The organism is Paenibacillus sp. NPDC056579 (assembly GCF_042793215.1).
In the GTDB taxonomy this organism is placed as follows: Bacteria; Bacillota; Bacilli; order Paenibacillales; family NBRC-103111; genus Paenibacillus_S.
In genome coordinates this window covers 229,360-246,974 of record NZ_JBHTVD010000011.1, presented here as the reverse complement: position 1 = coordinate 246,974, position 17,615 = coordinate 229,360, and the positions used below count along the sequence as shown (strand labels likewise).

The window sequence follows — 17,615 nt, the reverse complement described above, 5'->3', positions numbered from 1 at the left end:
AATTGTTCCTGAATTGTTCCTTTACTTATAAAAACGCAAGACAATAACAAGTTACGAGGTGCGCAATGGGGAAAGCAGGTTATTCGACCGGCAATGCAAAGGGCTGGCTGTTAGCAGTTATTGCTCTCGTATTGGTGGCTGCTTTGGGAGCCGCGGTCTACGTATTTGCATCAAAGCAAGGGGGCTCGGTCGCACCGGGCAAGGCGAAACCGCAATCGCTGCAAGAAGTCAAATCCGCCAAAGACATTAAAAACAGCTATGACGTCATCGTCGTTGGCACCGATCCCGAGGGCGTTGCCGCAGCGGTTTCCGCAGCGCGCAACGGAATGAAGACATTGCTCGTGGACGGCAGAGACCGGACGATTCTGGGCGGTCTTATGACGGAAGGCTGGCTCAACAGCATCGACATGAACTATGAGCCGACCAAAGGAATTATCGGCAAGCACGATATTATGAACAAAGGGATTTTCAGCGAGTGGTACGGCAAGATCGAAGGCGATTCGTTCGATATTACGACGGCCGCCAATGCGTTCTATGACATGGTATCCAAGGAAAAGAACATCGATCTACTGATGAAGACGAAGGAAATCGTTCCGGATGTGACCAAGAGCGGGGATAAAACGACCGTAACCGGCGTCACGATTACTAAGGCGGACGGCAGCAAGCAGACGGTAAAAGCGAAAGCGGTTATCGATGCGACGCAGGACGGCGATATTGCGGATGCCGCCGGCGTTCCTTTCACTCACGGACGTGAGGATCTGGGGGATGTGAAAAGCCGGATGGCCGTTACCGCGGTGTTCCGTCTGAATAACATTACGCCGGAGCGCTGGAAGCAATTCGGCAAGACGATTCTCGCCGAGGACAAAGGACAGCAAAAATATGGTATCAATGAAATGAGCCTTTGGGGCTTCGATAAAATGCAGGATTACCCGGCTGTCAATAAAGAGCGGGTAAGAATGCGCGGTTTGAACGGCGGCCGCCAAAACGACAACACGATGCTGGTCAACGCGCTGCAAATTTTCAACGTGGATCCGTTCGATCCGAAATCGAGGCAGGAAGCGATACAGATCGCTAAGGACGAGCTGCCTCATGTTCTGGCTTATTTGAAGAAAAATTACCCTGATTTCGAGGGTGTGGAGCTGGACGCCATTGCTCCGGAGCTGTATGTGCGTGAATCCCGCCATATGATAGGGGAATACCGGCTGTCGATCATCGATTTGCTTGAAAACCGCGATCAGTGGGATCGCATTGCGTTCGGCGGTTATCCGGTCGACATTCAACGGACGAGCCCTAAAGACAACGGGGCTGTCGTAATCGATCCGGATAAATTTGCGGTTCCTTTCCGCAGCATCGTTCCGCAGAAGGTAGACGGCATCCTGGTCGTTGGACGTGCAGCCAGCTACGATACGCTGCCTCACGGCAGTGCGCGCGTCATTCCGGTTGGAATGGCGGAAGGGGAAGCGGCTGGAGCGGCGGCTAAGCTTGCCGCGGATCAGAACATGACGTTCCGTCAGCTGTCCGCTTCCAAGGAGTCGATCGCCAAGCTGCAGGATATGCTGAACAAGCAAGGAATGGATTTGAAGCCTTACTCGATCAAGCCGCTCCCTTATATGGAGCATAAATCGTACGAAGGCTTGAAGACAGCTGTTACGCTCGGACTTTCCACCGGCGGCTACAAGAACGATTTCGAGCTGGATAAGGCTTCCAACCAGCAGCGGATGGTCAACCTGCTGGAAGGCATGCGCAGGTCCAAGCCATCGGCCATGACCGGCAGCCCTGCTACCGTCATCGCCAATGTGAAGGAGCCTCAGAAGCAGCCGATCTCGCTTGAAACAGCAGCGCAAATGATTGCGGCTCTGTTGAAGCTGGATTCTCCGCAAGGCAAAGCGATTGATACGCTGCAGGCAAAAGGCTTCTTGGCGAAGCAAACCGTCGACAGCATTGCGAATAAGCAAGAGCTGGTCAACGGCGATGCGTACATGCTCATTCACGATGTATATAATCAGCTAAAAACGGCAAAATAACGACAGCTTTGGCGGAAATTGTTCGCCTGGGCGAGCAATTTGCTTGACTTTGCCAAATTTCGATATTACAATTATGCAAAGACTTATAAGTAATATGGATCCGTTGAAGGGACAAAGTACTTCGAGAGCCGCATAACCAGAGAGGGAAGCCTTGGCTGAAAGCTTCCTTATGTGAACCGGACGAACAGACCTCCCCGAGGACAGGCAGGGAACCATCGGAAGCTTGGCCGGTGCAGTAGCTGCTTTGCGTAGCGCGGGCGTTAACCGCATGAGTGTGAGCCTTGATCAAGCTGTTAGTTCGATGAGCAGCATGGCACAGGTTCAAATCGTGGGTGGTACCGCGGGATGATTCCGTTAATCGAATCTCTCGTCCCTGACTATGCTGTCAGGGGCGGGAGATTTTTTAGTTTCCGTGCGTCAATCCCCCCATACCCCCCTTCCTCTTAAGGGGGGCCCCGGGCGCTGCGCCCCTGGACCCAGCAAAGTTTGGTGAAAGGTGCGAAGTGAGCGGCTTCGATGGGGGATAAGTGGTGGGATCGCGTCCGTTTTGTTTATACTCATGCTGAAGCATGGATAAACAAAACACGCTTTCATACGTGCCTGAACGGTTAGTGCAGCGCGAAGCGCAGCAAGCATGAAGGCAAATTTCGGAACGAAAGAGCCCATCATGCGAGAAGGTTTCCTTTGCACCAACGTAAAGCGTGTTCTGAACTGGCTTTGCGTAGCAAAGCGGTTCAGAACAGACGCGAGCTCTATCGCCGCAACGTAATGCCAAGCTGCAGCCCGTTCCCGCACGTATGGCAAGCGTGTCCGATTCCGGCATGCCGCAAGGCATAAGCCAAACCGGACGAAAGCGATCCTACCGCCACCATACCTTCGAAGTCGCACACAGCAGCTCCCTCCGCCAACATTTACGGGGTCCAGGGGCGTAGCGCCCTGGGGTCCCCCTTTAGGTAAAGGGGGATTTAGGGGGATCCGATCTAAGCCAATTGAAAGGAGTCCAATAGATGAGCATTCAAAAGCCAAAAGGAACGCAGGATCTGCTTCCAGGAGAAGTGGAAAAGTGGCAGTATATCGAAGCCAAGGCAAGAGAACTCTGTCAAAGATTCAATTACCGCGAAATCCGCACGCCGATCTTCGAGCATACCGAGCTGTTCCAGCGAGGGGTAGGAGAAACGACGGATATCGTCGAGAAAGAAATGTATACGTTCCTCGATAAAGGCGACCGGAGCATCTCGCTTCGTCCGGAAGGAACCGCAGGCGTTGTCCGCGCCTATGTCGAGAACAAACTGTACGGCGAGCCTGACGTAAGCAAGCTGTACTATATCGGACCGATGTTCCGTTACGAGCAGCCGCAGGCAGGACGTTACCGTCAGCTGCATCAATTCGGCGTCGAGGCGTTCGGTTCGGTGGATCCGAGCATCGATGCAGAGGTTATTGCTCTTGGCTACAGCTTTTACAGCGAGGTTGGAATCAAGGATGTGACTGTGGAGATCAACTCCGTAGGCAACCCGGCTGTCCGGGCGGTATACCGGGATAAGATCCAAGAATTTTTTGCGCCGGTCAAAGATAAGCTGTGCAAAGATTGCCAATCGCGCTATGACCGCAATCCGATGCGGATTCTCGACTGCAAAATCGATCAGAAATACGGCGAAGGAGCTCCGACCATTTTGGAGTATCTGGATGAGGAATGCAGCACGCACTTCCAGGCGGTGCAGGAGCATCTGAAGGCAATGGACATTCCGTTCCGCGTCAATCCGCGTCTGGTGCGCGGCCTGGATTACTACACTCACACCGCCTTCGAATACAAGGCGTCGGGCATCGGAGCCATCGATACCATCGGCGGCGGCGGCCGGTACAACGGCCTGGTCGGCCAAATCGGCGGCAACGACCAACCGGGCGTCGGTCTTGGTCTGGGGCTGGAGCGCACCTTGCTCATTTTGCAGGCACAGGGCGTTGAGATCCCTACGACGAAGCCGCTCGATGTATATTTGATCGGACTGGGCGAGGCGGCCGAGAAGGAATTGCCGCGCCTGCTTCATCAGCTTCGCAAGGAAGGCTTGAGAGCGGAGAAGGATTACTTGGGCCGTAAAATCAAGGCTCAGATGAAATCGGCTGACCGTTACCAATCTAATTTCGTTGCGATCTTGGGCGAAGACGAGCTGGCACGCGGTGAAATTACCGTCAAGACGATGGCCAACGGCGAGCAGCAAACCTTGAAGCTCGATGAATTCGCAGCTGCAATGCGAAAGCTTACCGAATAAACAAATTTTTGAATCCATTTGGAGGTTGATGAAATCATGATGTTAAAAACGCACCATTGTGGAGCTTTAACGAAAGCGAACGTCGGAGAAACCGTCGTTCTGAACGGCTGGGTCCAACGCAGACGCGACCTTGGAGGCGTATTGTTTATTGATCTGCGCGACCGCAGCGGCATTGTTCAAATCGTATTCAACCCTGATTTCTCAGGCGACGCGTTGAACATTGCAGACCGTGCGCGTAACGAATACGTGTTGGCTGTAAGCGGCAAAGTAGTAGAGCGCGACCCGGCTACTATCAATCCGAACCTGGCAACGGGTGAAATCGAGATTCGCGTAACGGAAATCGAAATCATGAACCAGGCTAAAAACCCGCCGTTCTTCATTGAAGACGGCATCGAAATCGACGAGTCGCTGCGCCTGAAATACCGCTACCTGGACCTGCGCCGTCCGGAAATGCAGCGCACGCTGATGCTTCGTTCCAAAGCGGCGAAAATATTCCGCGACTTCTTGGACGACAACGGATTTTTGGAAGTGGAAACACCGATCCTTACTAAGAGCACGCCGGAAGGCGCGCGTGATTATCTCGTGCCAAGCCGTGTGCATCCGGGCGAATTTTTTGCACTGCCGCAATCGCCGCAAATTTTCAAACAGCTGCTGATGGTAAGCGGACTTGAGCGCTATTATCAAATCGCCCGCTGCTTCCGCGACGAGGACCTTCGTGCCGACCGTCAACCGGAATTTACGCAAGTCGACATCGAGACTTCCTTCTTGTCCCAAGACCAGCTGCTGGACTTGATGGAGGAGCTTGTGGTTCGTTTGATGAAGCAAACGGCCGACGTGGAAATTTCCCGTCCGTTCCAACGGATCAGCTACGCCGACGCCATGGGCAAATACGGCTCCGACAAGCCGGATCTGCGTTTCGGTCTGGAGCTGCAGGACGTATCGGATATCGTATCCTCGTCCGGAGTGAAGGTGTTCGCATCCGTTGTGGAAAAAGGCGGCCAGGTTAAAGCGCTGAACGCCAAAGGCTGCGGAAGCTGGAGCCGCAAGGAGATCGACGATCTCGGCACGTTCGCTGCTCGTTATGGCGCCAAAGGCTTGGCATGGGTCGTTCTGAAGGACGGCGAAATGAAAGGGCCGATCGTGAAGTTCTTCTCCGAGCAGGAGTTGGAAGCTTTGAAAGAGCGTCTTGGAGCGGAAGAAGGAGACTTGCTCTTGTTCTCCGCCGACACGAAGAAAGTGGTTGCCGATGTATTGGGTAACCTTCGCCTTAAAATCGGACGCGAACTCGGTCTTATCGACGAGAGCCAGTTCAAGTTCGCATGGGTTGTCGACTTCCCGCTCTTGAGCTACGACGACGAAGCCAAACGTTATGTAGCCGAGCACCATCCGTTCACCCGTCCGAAGGAAGAAGACGTTCACTACTTCAACACCGATCCGGGACAAATTCGCGCTCAAGCGTATGACCTTGTTCTGAACGGTTACGAAGTGGGCGGCGGCTCGATGCGGATTTACAAACGCGAAGTACAAGAGCTGATGTTCCAGGCTCTGGGCTTCTCGAAGGAAGAGGCGCAAGAGAAATTCGGCTTCCTGCTCGAAGCGTTCGAATACGGCACGCCTCCTCACGGCGGTATTGCTTTCGGCTTCGACCGTCTGGTTATGCTGATTGCCGGTCGCACCAACCTGCGTGAAACGATCGCATTCCCGAAAACGGCAAGCGCGACAGACTTGTTGACCGACGCTCCGGGCACGGTAGACGACAAGCAGCTAGAGCAGCTGTCCATCCGTTTGGCGTTAAAGCAGCCGGCTTCTAAATAATTAAGAAACAGCGCAGGCCGGATCACGAGGTCCGGCTTGTCCGCCTGTTTCTCAACCGATATATGAATAAGGAGGGCAGCCCGTTATGCTGCACCAGTTTTCCAGAACGGAGCTTGCGATCGGTCCCGAAGGCCTGGAGGCTATGCGCAACAGCAGCGTAGCCGTGCTTGGCGTCGGCGGTGTCGGCTCCATAGCTGCAGAAGCTTTAGCCCGCACGGGCGTCGGCCGGATCGTGCTGATCGATAAAGACGTTGTCGATATTACAAACGTCAACCGTCAAATCCACGCTCTGTTATCGACCGTAGGTCAGCCGAAGACGGATTTGATGCGCGACCGGATTTTGCAAATCAATCCAGAGTGCGACGTCATTTCCTTGCGTATGTTCTATACGGAAGAAACGTACGAGAAGCTGTTCGAGTATCCGCTTGATTACGTCATCGACGCTTCCGATACGATCAGCTACAAAATCCACTTGATCAAGCAGTGCCTGCAGCGGAAGATTCCGATCATTTCCAGTATGGGCGCGGCCAACAAAATGGATCCGACGAAGTTTCAGGTAGCGGATATTTCCAAAACCTCGATGGATCCGCTGGCTAGAGTCATCCGCCAAAAGCTGCGCAAAGACGGAATCAAAAAGGGCGTGAAGGTCGTCTTCTCGACGGAAGAGCCTATCAAGCCTCGTGAAGACGTAACGCAGAAAATCGTGCCGGAAAATGCCCCTGAAATTCGAAAAGCGCAGCAGCCTCCGGCGAGCAATGCATTCGTTCCCCCGGTTGCAGGCTTGATCGCAGTAAGCGTCGTCGTACAGGATCTGTTGGCGGCAGCGGCCAAAGCCAAATCGTAAAATAGAAATTTAAAAAGAGCTTGGCAAACCTGAGGAGCAGGACTCCTTCTTGGTTGCCAGGCTCTTTTCATTTCATCGAACGACTCCGATAGAAGCTTTTCTAATCTCATAAGGCTGAAAGGAATACTTCATGTCCCGGATATCGTCATCGTCCTCTTCCGATTTGTCTTCCACCAATAGGATGGTATTATCGTTTTTCCTGTACTCCTGGGGCGTCATTCCGGTCTTTTGCCTGAACAGCGTATGAAAAAACTTCATGTCATGGTAGCCGATCGCACCGGCGATTTGCTGTACGGTCATCGAGGTCGATTTCAACAGCTCGCAGCAGCGCTGGATTCGCAAATTTTGCACATAGCACGTAAACGAGGTTCCCGTCGCTTGTTTGAACAGCCGTTGGAGATGACTGACGCTAAGGAAAGCATGCTCGGCTACCTGCTTTAAGTTGATATCTTCATGATAACGGTGCTTGATGAAGTGCAGCGCATCCTGGATTTTCAGGTTCATTTTTTCCGGAGCGACGCAAGACAATGTATCCCGATGAAGAAGAGCCATGATCTGAGTCAGCATGGATTGGACGACAACCTCATAGCCAGGAAGCTTAAGCCGGTATTCGGACAGCAGCGTATGGAACAAGTCGGTGTATTTGCTGTCTTTATCGTAGTAGTGGAACCACGGACGCTTCAGCTTCGAAGGGCTGTATAAAGCATGATGCAGCTCGGAACCGCGGGGAGGCATATTCCCCTCAGAAGGAAGCGCTTCCAATCGAAACACGCAATTGATAATCGCCAAAGTACGAACTTTATCAGGAGATGTAGGGCGGTATACATGAGAGGTGCCGATAGGCAGCAGAAAAATATCGCCTCGTTTGACAGGAACGACGGTATCATCGATATATTGATATCCTGTTCCTTCGGTGACATAGCTGATTTCTATCGCATCGTGCGTATGCTGCGGAATGCTGAACGCTTCAAAAGCGCGGTTGACGAAAACATTCATGCCGGGGCGAAATCGTTGTTCCGATTTGAACACTTCCATTGCCACTGGATTCATCTACACTCACCTCAGAAAAGTACTATAAACGGATATAGGGGAATCTCGTCGTTGGGAGTAATGCAAAATATACCTATTTTGTACCATTATAAGCACATATCGCTCAGATTATCAACCCATCTTGCACTAACTTTTGTAGGGTTATTTTCGCGAAATGAGGTCTAAGCCCCATAAACATCGTGTGAACCCCCCATATGACAAACGGTCAGATTGGTATAATTTAATTGATCATGTTAAATGAGGGGGCGCAGTCGCTTGAAGATCAATCGTAAAGCTTTGGTAACCCGGCATCATCCTGTTATGACAACCATCGACCCATTATCTCCTCTTTCCGTAGGAAACGGGGAGTTTGCTTTTACCGCCGATTTTACGGGCTTACAGACATTCCCCGACAAGTACACCATCCCTTTGGGAACGCAATCCCAATGGGCATGGCACAGCTCGGGAGGACACGATGTCTGGTCACTGGACGATGTCCGGCTCCAGTATCGGGATGAGACGACGAAGCTCGGCGGCTACCCGATTCATGCGGAGGATAAAGAGGAGCCTTACCATTGGCTAAGACAAAATCCGCACCGGCTGCAGCTTGGGCAGTTCGGGTTTCATATCGTTTCGTCGTCCGGTGCTCAGGTACAGCCTGAGTCCATTACGAATATAGAGCAGACACTGGATCTGTGGAACGGAATTTTACACAGCCGATTTGTTGTAGAAGAGCAAGAAGTACGGGTGCAAACGTGCGTGCATCCCGATCGGGATCAGCTGGTTGTGACCGTAGAAAGCCCGCTGTTATCGGAGGGGCGTCTCGGCATCAGCATACGCTTCCCTGCACCGGGAATGACAGCAAGGGGTTGGGACAAGACCATTGCATTGAATTGGGGAGAAGCCGATTCTCACGTGACTCGCTGCATTCCGGATGGAGCTTCGGGAGCCACCATTGAGAGAACGATGGATGACGATAGCTATGCAGTAAAGCTGCAATGGACGCAAGGAGAGCTGTCTCAGGTAGGGCAGCACGACTTCTTGCTGCAGAGCTCACCTTCATCCGACAGGCTGGAATTCGCCGCAGGCTTCTCATCATCGGCTGAACTGATAACGCTTGCAGGCGTGCAGGATACATTGGAAGCGAGCCGCCGTCATTGGGAGACGTTCTGGATGGAAGGCGGGGCGGTAGAGCTTGCCGAAAGCGCCGATCCGCGAGCTCTGGAGCTGGAACGGAGGATCGTCCTCTCCCAGTACAATACGGCGATCCATAGTGCAGGCTCCGTGCCGCCGCAGGAAACCGGCTTGCTGTACAACAGCTGGTTCGGGAAGCTGCATTTGGAGATGCACTGGTGGCATGCGTTTCATTTTCCGCTCTGGGGCAGGACGCAGCTGCTTGAGCGCAGTATGGGCTGGTACGCGGACATTCTCCCTCTCGCACGGGAGCTGGCGCAGGCTCAAGGCTACACCGGAGCCCGCTGGCCCAAAATGGTGGCGGCCGACGGCAAACAAAGTCCATCCGTAATCGCTCCTTTGCTCATATGGCAGCAGCCGCATCCTATCGTGATGGCGGAGCTTTGCTACTTGGCCGATCCGAGCCAAGAGACGCTGCAGCGCTACGGAGATATCGTGCTGGAATCCGCCGAATTTATGGCCTCTTTTGCAGCGTGGGATGAGCAGGGTCAAAGATATGTGCTCGGTCCGCCTGTAATTCCGGCTCAAGAGAATCACAAAGGGGAGCATACATGGAATCCGACGTATGAGCTCGAATATTGGCGTCATGGTCTGGAAATCGCAGCCGAATGGGCGCGAAGAATGGGCAAGCCGGTTCCGCCTCAATGGGATGAGGTACGCGAGAAGCTATCCGAGCTTCCGGAAGCGGACGGCGTCTATTTGGCACATGAAAACTGCCCTGACACTTATACCAAAGCGAATATCGACCACCCTTCCATGCTGGGAGCCCTGGGAATGCTTCCGGGGAAAAAAGCGGATTTGCAAGTGATGAGAAACACATTGCTCAAAGTGATGGATAGCTGGACCTGGGAGCATACGTGGGGATGGGATTACCCGATGGCGGCCATGACTGCAGCCCGGCTGGGCGAAGGGGCTTGGGCAGTCGATCTGCTGCTCAAGGACGTGACCAAAAACACGTATTTGGCCAACGGGCACAATTACCAGCGTCCGGGCTTGTATGCTTACCTGCCGGGGAACGGCGGACTGTTAACCGCAGTGGCAATGATGGCCGGCGGCTGGCAGGGAGGCCCTGAGGGGCACGCTCCCGGATTTCCTTCCGACGGCAGCTGGACAGTGCGCGCAGAAGGCTTGAAACGCTGGATGTAAATGAGATGAGGCTTCATTGAATGAACAAGGAACATCGATGTTTTTCCTAACAAAAAGAGGGGGTTCTTTCAATGCGTAAATATACGATTCCGGCTTTTCTGGCTTTTGCTATGACGGCTTCCATGCTTGCAGGCTGCGCTAAAGATACCGGCAGCTCCACTGCTACAGCCGATGATACTAAGAAAACGGCGGCAAACCCGGAGCCGGTTGAATTGACGATTTATTCCGCAGGCGGCACGAACAACGATGAATTCGAGAAAAACTATGCCAGCTATATCAAAAAGAAATTTCCGCATGTGACGATCAAATATATCAATCCCAGGGAAGGTGCAGGGACCAAGCTGGAGGACTTGATCACGGCGGGAGTCAACATCGACTTATACTACGAATCGATTGGAACCTTCTTCTCCACGCTGCCGAGAAACAAAGCGACGTTCGATTTGACAGAGATGGTGAAGAAGAAAAACCTCGATCTGAACCGCTTTGATCCTACGCTGATCGACGCATTGAAGCAAAACGGCAACGGTCAGCTGTGGGGTCTTCCGGTGACGACCAATACGATGTCGCTGTACTACAACAAGGATATTTTTAACAAATTCGGCATCCCTTATTTGAAGGACGGCATGAGCTGGGAAGAGCTGTACGAAGTTGCAGGCAAGCTGAACCGGACCGACGGCGGCAAAAAGTACGTAGGCATGGCTATTTCCCCCAGCCACAGCATGAGGATGAACAATTATTCGCTGCCGTTTGTGGACGCGAAGACCGGCAAGGCGACGTTTGATAATGAAATATGGAAGCAGCTGCTTCAGCCTATCTTGCAGCCGGCGGCAGATTCCCTCTATCAATCCAAAATGGCGGATTTGAACAGCAAGCTCCCTTACTCGAGCGAATGGCTTAAAACACAGGACTTGGCTATCTTGGGCGTCTTCTCGGATTGGCAGGTCGTGAATCCGGAGCCGGTGCCGTTCGATTGGGATTTGGCGGCATACCCGCAGTACAAGGACAATCCGGGCGTAGGAAGCCAGCAATATCCGGTATATTGGGCTATTCCATCCTTCTCCAAGCACAAAGAGCAAGCCTTCGACGTGTTAGCTTACTTGGTTTCCGACGAGTACCAGACCGAGCTGTCCAAACGGGGCGGGATGACCGTACTCACCAATCCTGAGGTGCGGAAGGCATTTGGCGAGAACAGCCCTCATAAAAATAAAAATCTGGCAGCCGCTTATTATAACAAGTCCGCTCCGATATCGGTAAAAACCGAGTATGACAAGACAGCGGAAAATGCGATTACCGCCAAGCTGGCTGATCTTGCTCTGAACAAAATCGATATTAATACGGCACTTCGCCAAGCTCAGGAGGAAGCGGACAAAGCGATCGAGGCTGCGAAAAAGAACTAAGTGCGGGAGGGGCACACATGGTCAAAAAAATATTGATATTGTGCGGTTTGTTTCTTGTTCTGCTGATGGTTTGGATTGCGGCAGGCTTATGGTTCTCGTCGGTGTACGGCAATGCCGGATTCGGCGGCTCTCTGATTATTGGCTTTGTCACCGTGCCCCTTGTCTTGCGTTTGGCTGTTATTCGTTTGTTCCGTTCCGGAGAAAAAAAGCTGGATATTTAAAGGAGGCTACACTGAATCATGACGACAAAAGAGATCGGATATGCCGTGTTTGGACTGGGTGTCGGAAAAAGCCACCTCGCTAGCGCCGTCAAAGCGGCAGGCTGCAAATTCGTCGCCATTTGCGATATGAACGAAGAAGTGCTGAACAAGCTCGGCGACGAACACGGGATTGCTCCTGAGAACCGTTATACGAGCTATGACGAGCTCTTGAAACGGGAAGATATCGATGCTATAAGCGTCTGCACGCCGAGCGGCTGGCACCGTGACCATACAGTGAAGGCTTTGCGGGCGGGCAAGCATGTATTGACGGAGAAGCCGCTGGAAATCCGCCTCGACCGGATCGACGAGATGAATCGCGTCGCAGAGGAAGAAGGACGTTATCTCGGTTGCGTATTCCAAAACCGTCTGGCTCCGGGCAATCAGAAAATCAAGGAAACCATCGACAGCGGCCGCTTGGGCAAGCTGATTACGTGCAACTTCCATCTGAAGTGGTACCGAGACGACAAGTACTATGCCAAAAATGGCGGCTGGCGGGGCACCTGGGCGATGGACGGCGGCGGAGCGATGATGAATCAAACGATTCACACAATCGACTTGATGCAATGGCTGATGGGCCCGGTCCGAAGCATTTTCGCCAAAGCGGGCACGTATACGCATCCGATTGAGACAGAGGATACCGCGGTTGCCGTTGTGACATTTGCCAATGGAGCGATTGGAACCTTGATCGGCACGACATGCGCGTATCCGGGGCTGGAGGTATCGGTGCAAATTCATGGATCGACCGGTTCGATTTACTCCAAGAACAACCGGATTGAGCTTTTCAAAATGGCCGACGACGACGAGCAATTCTCGGAGGAAGCACGAGTGCTTGAGGAGTTCGGCAGCAGCCAAAACGCCAAGGCTTCGGGTACAGCCGCTGCAGGATTGCCGAAAACAGGCCACGCAGGCCAGGTTCAGGATATGATCGATGCGGTAGTCGAGAATCGTCCGCCGATGATTGAAGGCCGCGAGGGCAGAGCTTCCGTCGAGATCGTGCAGGCACTGTACGAGTCGGCAAGAACGGGAAAAGAAATCTTCTTTCCTTTTGTACCGGAGCTGAGCGAAGTATGAGCGGGCTGACGAATGGAAGACAACCGTTTCCCGTCGGCTGCTGCATTACGTCCGGATCTTTTATGCCGCAAAGCGGCAATGCATCGAATCGAAATGAAGATAAAGTAACAAGGCTGGTTGACGAAATGAACCGGCTGCTGTCGTCGGGGTACGATTTTGCCGAGCTGACGGTCGGCGCCCTCGTGCAGTTGAATGCTGCGGAGTTCGAACAATTGAAGGAACAGATGAAGGCCGACCGGCTTACGATTCCGGTGTTTAACAGCTTCATACCTCCAACCTTAAAATTGACGGGACCGGATGTCCGCACACAGGAAATCGATGCCTATGTGGCGCTTGCCATGAGCCGCGTCCAAGCGGTTGGCGGGGAAATCATCATCTTCGGAAGCGGTGCCGCCAGAAGGGCGCCGGAAGCTTTCTCCAAAGAGCAGGGAATGGAGCAGATCAAGGATTTTCTCCGCCTATGCGATCGGCATGCACAGCAATATGGCATTGTTGTGGCGATCGAGCCGTTGAACAACAAGGAGTGCAATATGATCAACAGGGTGGGGGAAGCTCTGGACCTGGCTCGCGAGCTGAACTTACAGAACGTCCGGGTGCTGGCGGATGCTTATCACATGCATTTGGAGCAGGAACCGCTTGAGGTCATTCCACAGGCGGTAGCCGACCGGATGCTGGCCCATGTCCATTACGCCGAGTTCGACCGCGGCTTTCCTGATGGAAGCAACGAAGAAGGCGTTGATCTCGCGGGGTTGCTGTCCGTGCTTCAAACGAGCGGATACAGGGGACGTATTTCCGCGGAATGCATGGTTGCGGACGCAGCGGCGGCGAGCGGCAAATCTTTGGGTTATGTGCAAAGTCTGATTACACAAATGAAGGAAAGAGGGGATTAACATGGCATCCATTGCATTGCTCGTCCATTCGGGAAATCATAACCGGGATTATTGTCCCGTATCGTACCGCGTTTCGGCAGACTCGCTGCTATCGCAGGGGGAGACAGCGGACGGATTGCAATTGCTCGGGCCGCAAGGTGAGCCTATGGCTCTGCAGGTGGAGGAAGAGAATGGAGAGCTCGTCCTGCACTGGATTGTAAACGGACTCAAAGCAGGAGAGACCCAGCAATATACCGTCGCGAGCGGTAAGGGTACACAACAACACGCGGATGACGGCGTGCGACTAGAAGAGCAAGAGCATCAGATCGATATTGTGATCGGTGGACAGCGGTTCACCTCGTATGTGTTCGATCCGTCCATTGCCAAGCCGTATTTGGGGACGGTAATCGGGCCTTACGGCGAAAGCTATACCCGCCTGGATTTTGAAACGAAAGAGCATCCCCACCACCGGTCGATATGGCTTGCAATTGGGGACGTGAACGATATTGATATGTGGAACGAGCCGAAGGAGCGGCACGGGAAGCAGATCGTAACCGGCATCGATAACAAGACGCAAGGTCCGGTATTCGCGAGCATTACGTCTACCCAGAATTGGTGCTCTTACGGCGGCAAGCCCCAGTTGACGGAAACCCGCACGATGACCTTTTACAATACGCCGGCAGAGGGACGGTTTATCGATTTGGATTTTACTCTGCAGGCTAACGGCCGCGTGGAGCTTGGCGCTACGAAGGAAGCGGGACCGCTTGGCATTCGCGTTGCGGAATCGATGAAAGCGGACAACGGAGGCGTCATCCGCAATGCCTTCGGCTCCGTCGGCGAGAAGGAATGCTGGGGACAGCGCGCCCAATGGTGCGATTACTACGGCAACGTAGGCGGGCACACGCTCGGTATCGCGGCCTTCGACCATCCCGACAATACGGATTTTCCTACTTATTGGCATGTGCGGGACTACGGGCTGCTCGCTCCGAACAACTTTTACTTCCTTGGAGGTAAACTATTGCAAAAAGGGCAATCCATCCGCTATAAGCACCGGATTTATTTCCACACCGGGGATACCGCAGCAAGCGGCGTAGCCGGCAAATATCAAGACTACATTCATCCTCCGAAAGTGACCTTGGCTGAATAACAATAATACCGGAGCTAGAAAGGAGAGGCTTGGCAGTGAGCTTATCGACGCACAGTACAAGCGCCAAACAGGATTTGCGGGAGCAATTTTTACATCCTTCAAATGAGTTTACCCCCGTTCCGTTCTGGTTTTGGAACGATGACCTGAGCCCGGCCGAAATATTGCGGCAAATTGCGGATTTTGCCGACAAAGGGGTCATGGGGTTTGTCATTCACCCGAGAATCGGGCTTCCCGAAACGATCCCCTACATGTCCGATACGTACCTGGATTTGGTGGAGACAGCGGTCAAGGATGCTTATCGCAGAGGAATGACCGTCATTCTGTATGACGAGGCGATGTACCCTTCCGGAGCGGCCAACGGCCTGGTCGTGAAGGGCGATCCCGCCTTTGCCAGCAGAGGCTTGAAGATGGTGGAGCTCGGCTGCGAGAAGCCGGTTCGGCTGTCGGATGTGCTCGAAGACGGAGATGTGCTCGTCTCGGCCCAAGCGGTCCGTAGAACGGGTGATAAGCCCGACTGGCAGACGCTGACGCTTCTGGAACCTGCCGAAGGCCAGGTTTCGCTGCAGCGCGAAGACTCCGGCGACTGGACGATGTTGCTGTTCATCGAGACGTTCTCCAGAGGAACGATCCGAGGCATCCATTTCGGCGAAGACGACGGGGAACCGAACGCACCGGCAGCCGCCGATCTGATGAATCCGCTGGCGACGGCCAAATTTATCCGCTTGACTCACGACAAGTATTACGAGAGGCTGAAGGATTACTTTGGCACTACGATCCAAGCGATGTTCACGGATGAGCCGGATTTGCTCGGACGACGTCACAGGAAAGGGCTGCGCGCCTGGACGGAAGGCTTTCTCGGATATTTTCTGCAGGAAGGCTGCGCAGAAACCGATCTGCCGCTTCTGTGGATGGACGGGGAATCGTCCGACGAAGTGCGCCGAAGATACCGCAAGGCGGTTAATAAGCGGATGGTAGCCGCGTATTACAAGCCGCTTAGCGACTGGTGCGAGCAGCACGGCATCGCTTTGACCGGACATCCTGCACAAAGCGACGAAATCGGTCTGCTCGAGCATTTTCATATTCCCGGACAGGACGTCGTCTGGCGCTGGGTTGCCCCCGAGGACGGCAAAGCCATTGAAGGAAGGCATACGACGATGGCCAAATGCTCGTCCGATGCCGCCAGACACCGGGGCCGGCGAAGAAATTTGAACGAAATGCTCGGCGTATGCAGTCCCGGCGGAGGCTGGGCGCTTCATGCCGGGGACATGAAATGGTACATGGACTGGCTGCTCGTCAGAGGCGTCAACTATCTGTGCCCGCACGCCTTTTATTATTCAATCGACGGTCCCCGCAGAATTAACGAGCGTCCGCCGGATGTAGGGCCGAACAACATATGGTGGCCTCACTACACGCAATTTGCCGATTACATGAAACGGATGAGCTGGATTATGACCGACAGCGCGAACGTGACCCCGATCGCCGTTCTGGGGCGAGAGGATTGGCTGCCGTGGAAGGCGGTAAAGCCTCTTTACGAGCATCAGCGAGAATTCAACTATCTGGAGGAAAGTTTGCTGGCAGGAGCTTGTACCGTTTCCGACGGGCAAATTCGCATCGCGAACCAGACGTATACCGTCGTCATCGTTGAGAACGACGGGCTGTGGGAAGAGGAAACGGGCCGGATTCTCAGCCAATTTATCGAACAGGGAGGCTCCGTCATTCAGCTGCAAACGGGCGAAGCCCGCAGAACGATGCCTGCGACCGCTCAAGCTGCAGCACCGGAGCAAATCGTCGCAGAGCTGGACCGTCTGTTTGCGAAAGACGCAGCCTTGGAGCCGGCATGTCCAGATATCCGGGTCAGCCATGTCGTTAAGGAGGATAACCATTTTTACGTTGTCGTTAACGAAGGCGAACAAGCTTACGACGGAAGCCTGTCGGTCGGAGTGTCCGGCAGGGCGGAGCTGTGGAAGCCTTGGGAGGCTGAGATATCCGAAGCGGACGCTTATTCGCGAGAAGGACGCACGGTTATTGACTTCACTGTAGAGAGACGGCAATGTCTCGTCTTCCGCGTCGATCCGTCCGCTGCTCCAGGGAAGGAAGGCCTGCGCCGGGAGAAGAGGCCTGTCGTATCCTATTCTCGCCGTTTGTCGGCCGATACGTGGAACGTAGAAGCTCCGCAGCTTACGGAGCATGCACTGACCTTGGGCAGCTGGACGGAACGGGAAGGATGGGAGCATTTCTCCGGGACGGTGACTTACTCCAATAAATTCCCGATCGATGAGACGAAATCGCCGGACCGCCGGGTTGTGCTGGATTTGGGGGAAGCGCATGAAATGGCCGAGGTCTGGATTAACGGCCAATGGGCCGGTGTCCGCATGTGGCATCCGTATTCATTTGACATCGGGCCCTTGCTGCAGCCGGGAACCAATGAGCTTCGGGTTGCCGTCACGAACAGCTTGGCGAATCGGGTGGACCGGGTGAAGCTGCCGTCCGGCTTGATCGGACCGGTGACAATTGCCGAATTCGACCGGTAATTGATTTCGCAATTTTGCTCGAAT

The 17,615-nt window shown here is 53.7% G+C and carries 13 protein-coding genes; 11 read left to right on the top strand and 2 right to left on the bottom strand.

All coding sequences use genetic code 11. The features are described 5' to 3' along the window. Positions 1-65 precede the first annotated feature (65 nt). Positions 66-2,024, top strand: a complete 1,959-nt coding sequence (locus tag ACFQ88_RS32095; RefSeq protein ID WP_379460880.1) for an FAD-dependent oxidoreductase — start codon at positions 66-68, stop codon at positions 2,022-2,024. 752 nt (positions 2,025-2,776) lie between these two features. On the opposite strand, the gene ACFQ88_RS32090 is transcribed toward ACFQ88_RS32095, so the two are convergent. Further along, positions 2,777-2,914 (bottom strand): hypothetical protein, encoded by a 138-nt coding sequence (locus ACFQ88_RS32090; protein ID WP_239633886.1) that lies wholly within the window; start codon positions 2,912-2,914, stop codon positions 2,777-2,779. A 117-nt stretch (positions 2,915-3,031) separates the two neighbouring features. On the opposite strand from ACFQ88_RS32090, the gene hisS reads away from it, so the two are divergent. From hisS to ACFQ88_RS32075, 3 genes are all read left to right on the top strand, one after another. Further along, positions 3,032-4,288 (top strand): histidine--tRNA ligase, encoded by a 1,257-nt coding sequence (gene hisS / locus ACFQ88_RS32085; protein ID WP_379460878.1) that lies wholly within the window; start codon positions 3,032-3,034, stop codon positions 4,286-4,288. A gap of 39 nt (positions 4,289-4,327) precedes the next feature. Beyond that, on the top strand, positions 4,328-6,103 hold the full coding sequence (gene aspS, locus ACFQ88_RS32080; RefSeq protein ID WP_379460950.1) for an aspartate--tRNA ligase: 1,776 nt from the start codon (positions 4,328-4,330) through the stop codon (positions 6,101-6,103). Positions 6,104-6,188: 85 nt separating this feature from the next. Then, complete coding sequence (locus ACFQ88_RS32075; RefSeq protein ID WP_379460876.1) at positions 6,189-6,947, top strand: tRNA threonylcarbamoyladenosine dehydratase; 759 nt, start codon at positions 6,189-6,191, stop codon at positions 6,945-6,947. A gap of 72 nt (positions 6,948-7,019) precedes the next feature. On the opposite strand, the gene ACFQ88_RS32070 is transcribed toward ACFQ88_RS32075, so the two are convergent. Beyond that, positions 7,020-7,997, bottom strand: a complete 978-nt coding sequence (locus ACFQ88_RS32070; RefSeq protein WP_379460874.1) for a helix-turn-helix domain-containing protein — start codon at positions 7,995-7,997, stop codon at positions 7,020-7,022. A 255-nt stretch (positions 7,998-8,252) separates the two neighbouring features. Between ACFQ88_RS32070 and ACFQ88_RS32065 the strand changes: the two genes are divergently transcribed. The 7 genes from ACFQ88_RS32065 (at position 8,253) to ACFQ88_RS32035 (ending at position 17,591) form a co-directional block, all read left to right on the top strand. Beyond that, positions 8,253-10,316 (top strand): glycoside hydrolase family 65, encoded by a 2,064-nt coding sequence (locus tag ACFQ88_RS32065; protein ID WP_379460872.1) that lies wholly within the window; start codon positions 8,253-8,255, stop codon positions 10,314-10,316. A gap of 71 nt (positions 10,317-10,387) precedes the next feature. Further along, positions 10,388-11,713 carry an ABC transporter substrate-binding protein gene (locus ACFQ88_RS32060; protein ID WP_379460870.1) on the top strand — a complete coding sequence of 442 codons (1,326 nt, stop codon included), beginning with the start codon at positions 10,388-10,390 and terminating at the stop codon, positions 11,711-11,713. A 17-nt stretch (positions 11,714-11,730) separates the two neighbouring features. Further along, positions 11,731-11,934 (top strand): hypothetical protein, encoded by a 204-nt coding sequence (locus ACFQ88_RS32055; protein ID WP_239633892.1) that lies wholly within the window; start codon positions 11,731-11,733, stop codon positions 11,932-11,934. 18 nt (positions 11,935-11,952) lie between these two features. Continuing rightward, on the top strand, positions 11,953-13,044 hold the full coding sequence (locus tag ACFQ88_RS32050) for a Gfo/Idh/MocA family protein (RefSeq protein WP_379460867.1): 1,092 nt from the start codon (positions 11,953-11,955) through the stop codon (positions 13,042-13,044). Beyond that, positions 13,041-13,934, top strand: coding sequence for a sugar phosphate isomerase/epimerase family protein (locus ACFQ88_RS32045; RefSeq protein ID WP_379460865.1), 894 nt, complete (start codon positions 13,041-13,043; stop codon positions 13,932-13,934). Before ACFQ88_RS32050 ends, ACFQ88_RS32045 begins: the two co-directional genes overlap by 4 nt. A gap of 1 nt (position 13,935) precedes the next feature. Continuing rightward, entirely contained in the window at positions 13,936-15,060 is a 1,125-nt protein-coding gene (locus ACFQ88_RS32040) for a DUF6807 domain-containing protein (RefSeq protein ID WP_379460863.1), read from the top strand. Between the two features lie 35 nt (positions 15,061-15,095). Then, positions 15,096-17,591 carry a glycosylhydrolase-like jelly roll fold domain-containing protein gene (locus tag ACFQ88_RS32035; protein WP_379460861.1) on the top strand — a complete coding sequence of 832 codons (2,496 nt, stop codon included), beginning with the start codon at positions 15,096-15,098 and terminating at the stop codon, positions 17,589-17,591. Positions 17,592-17,615: the final 24 nt, after the last annotated feature.

Excerpts from the sequence above, each read along its gene's own strand:
- hisS (WP_379460878.1), top strand. The coding sequence starts at position 3,032 with ATGAGCATTCAAAAGCCAAAAGGAACGCAGGATCTGCTTCCAGGAGAA.
- ACFQ88_RS32095 (WP_379460880.1), top strand. The coding sequence starts at position 66 with ATGGGGAAAGCAGGTTATTCGACCGGCAATGCAAAGGGCTGGCTGTTA.
- ACFQ88_RS32070 (WP_379460874.1), bottom strand. The coding sequence starts at position 7,997 with ATGAATCCAGTGGCAATGGAAGTGTTCAAATCGGAACAACGATTTCGC.
- ACFQ88_RS32075 (WP_379460876.1), top strand. The coding sequence starts at position 6,189 with ATGCTGCACCAGTTTTCCAGAACGGAGCTTGCGATCGGTCCCGAAGGC.
- aspS (WP_379460950.1), top strand. The coding sequence starts at position 4,328 with ATGTTAAAAACGCACCATTGTGGAGCTTTAACGAAAGCGAACGTCGGA.
- ACFQ88_RS32060 (WP_379460870.1), top strand. The coding sequence starts at position 10,388 with ATGCGTAAATATACGATTCCGGCTTTTCTGGCTTTTGCTATGACGGCT.
- ACFQ88_RS32055 (WP_239633892.1), top strand. The coding sequence starts at position 11,731 with ATGGTCAAAAAAATATTGATATTGTGCGGTTTGTTTCTTGTTCTGCTG.
- ACFQ88_RS32040 (WP_379460863.1), top strand. The coding sequence starts at position 13,936 with ATGGCATCCATTGCATTGCTCGTCCATTCGGGAAATCATAACCGGGAT.
- ACFQ88_RS32050 (WP_379460867.1), top strand. The coding sequence starts at position 11,953 with ATGACGACAAAAGAGATCGGATATGCCGTGTTTGGACTGGGTGTCGGA.
- ACFQ88_RS32045 (WP_379460865.1), top strand. The coding sequence starts at position 13,041 with ATGAGCGGGCTGACGAATGGAAGACAACCGTTTCCCGTCGGCTGCTGC.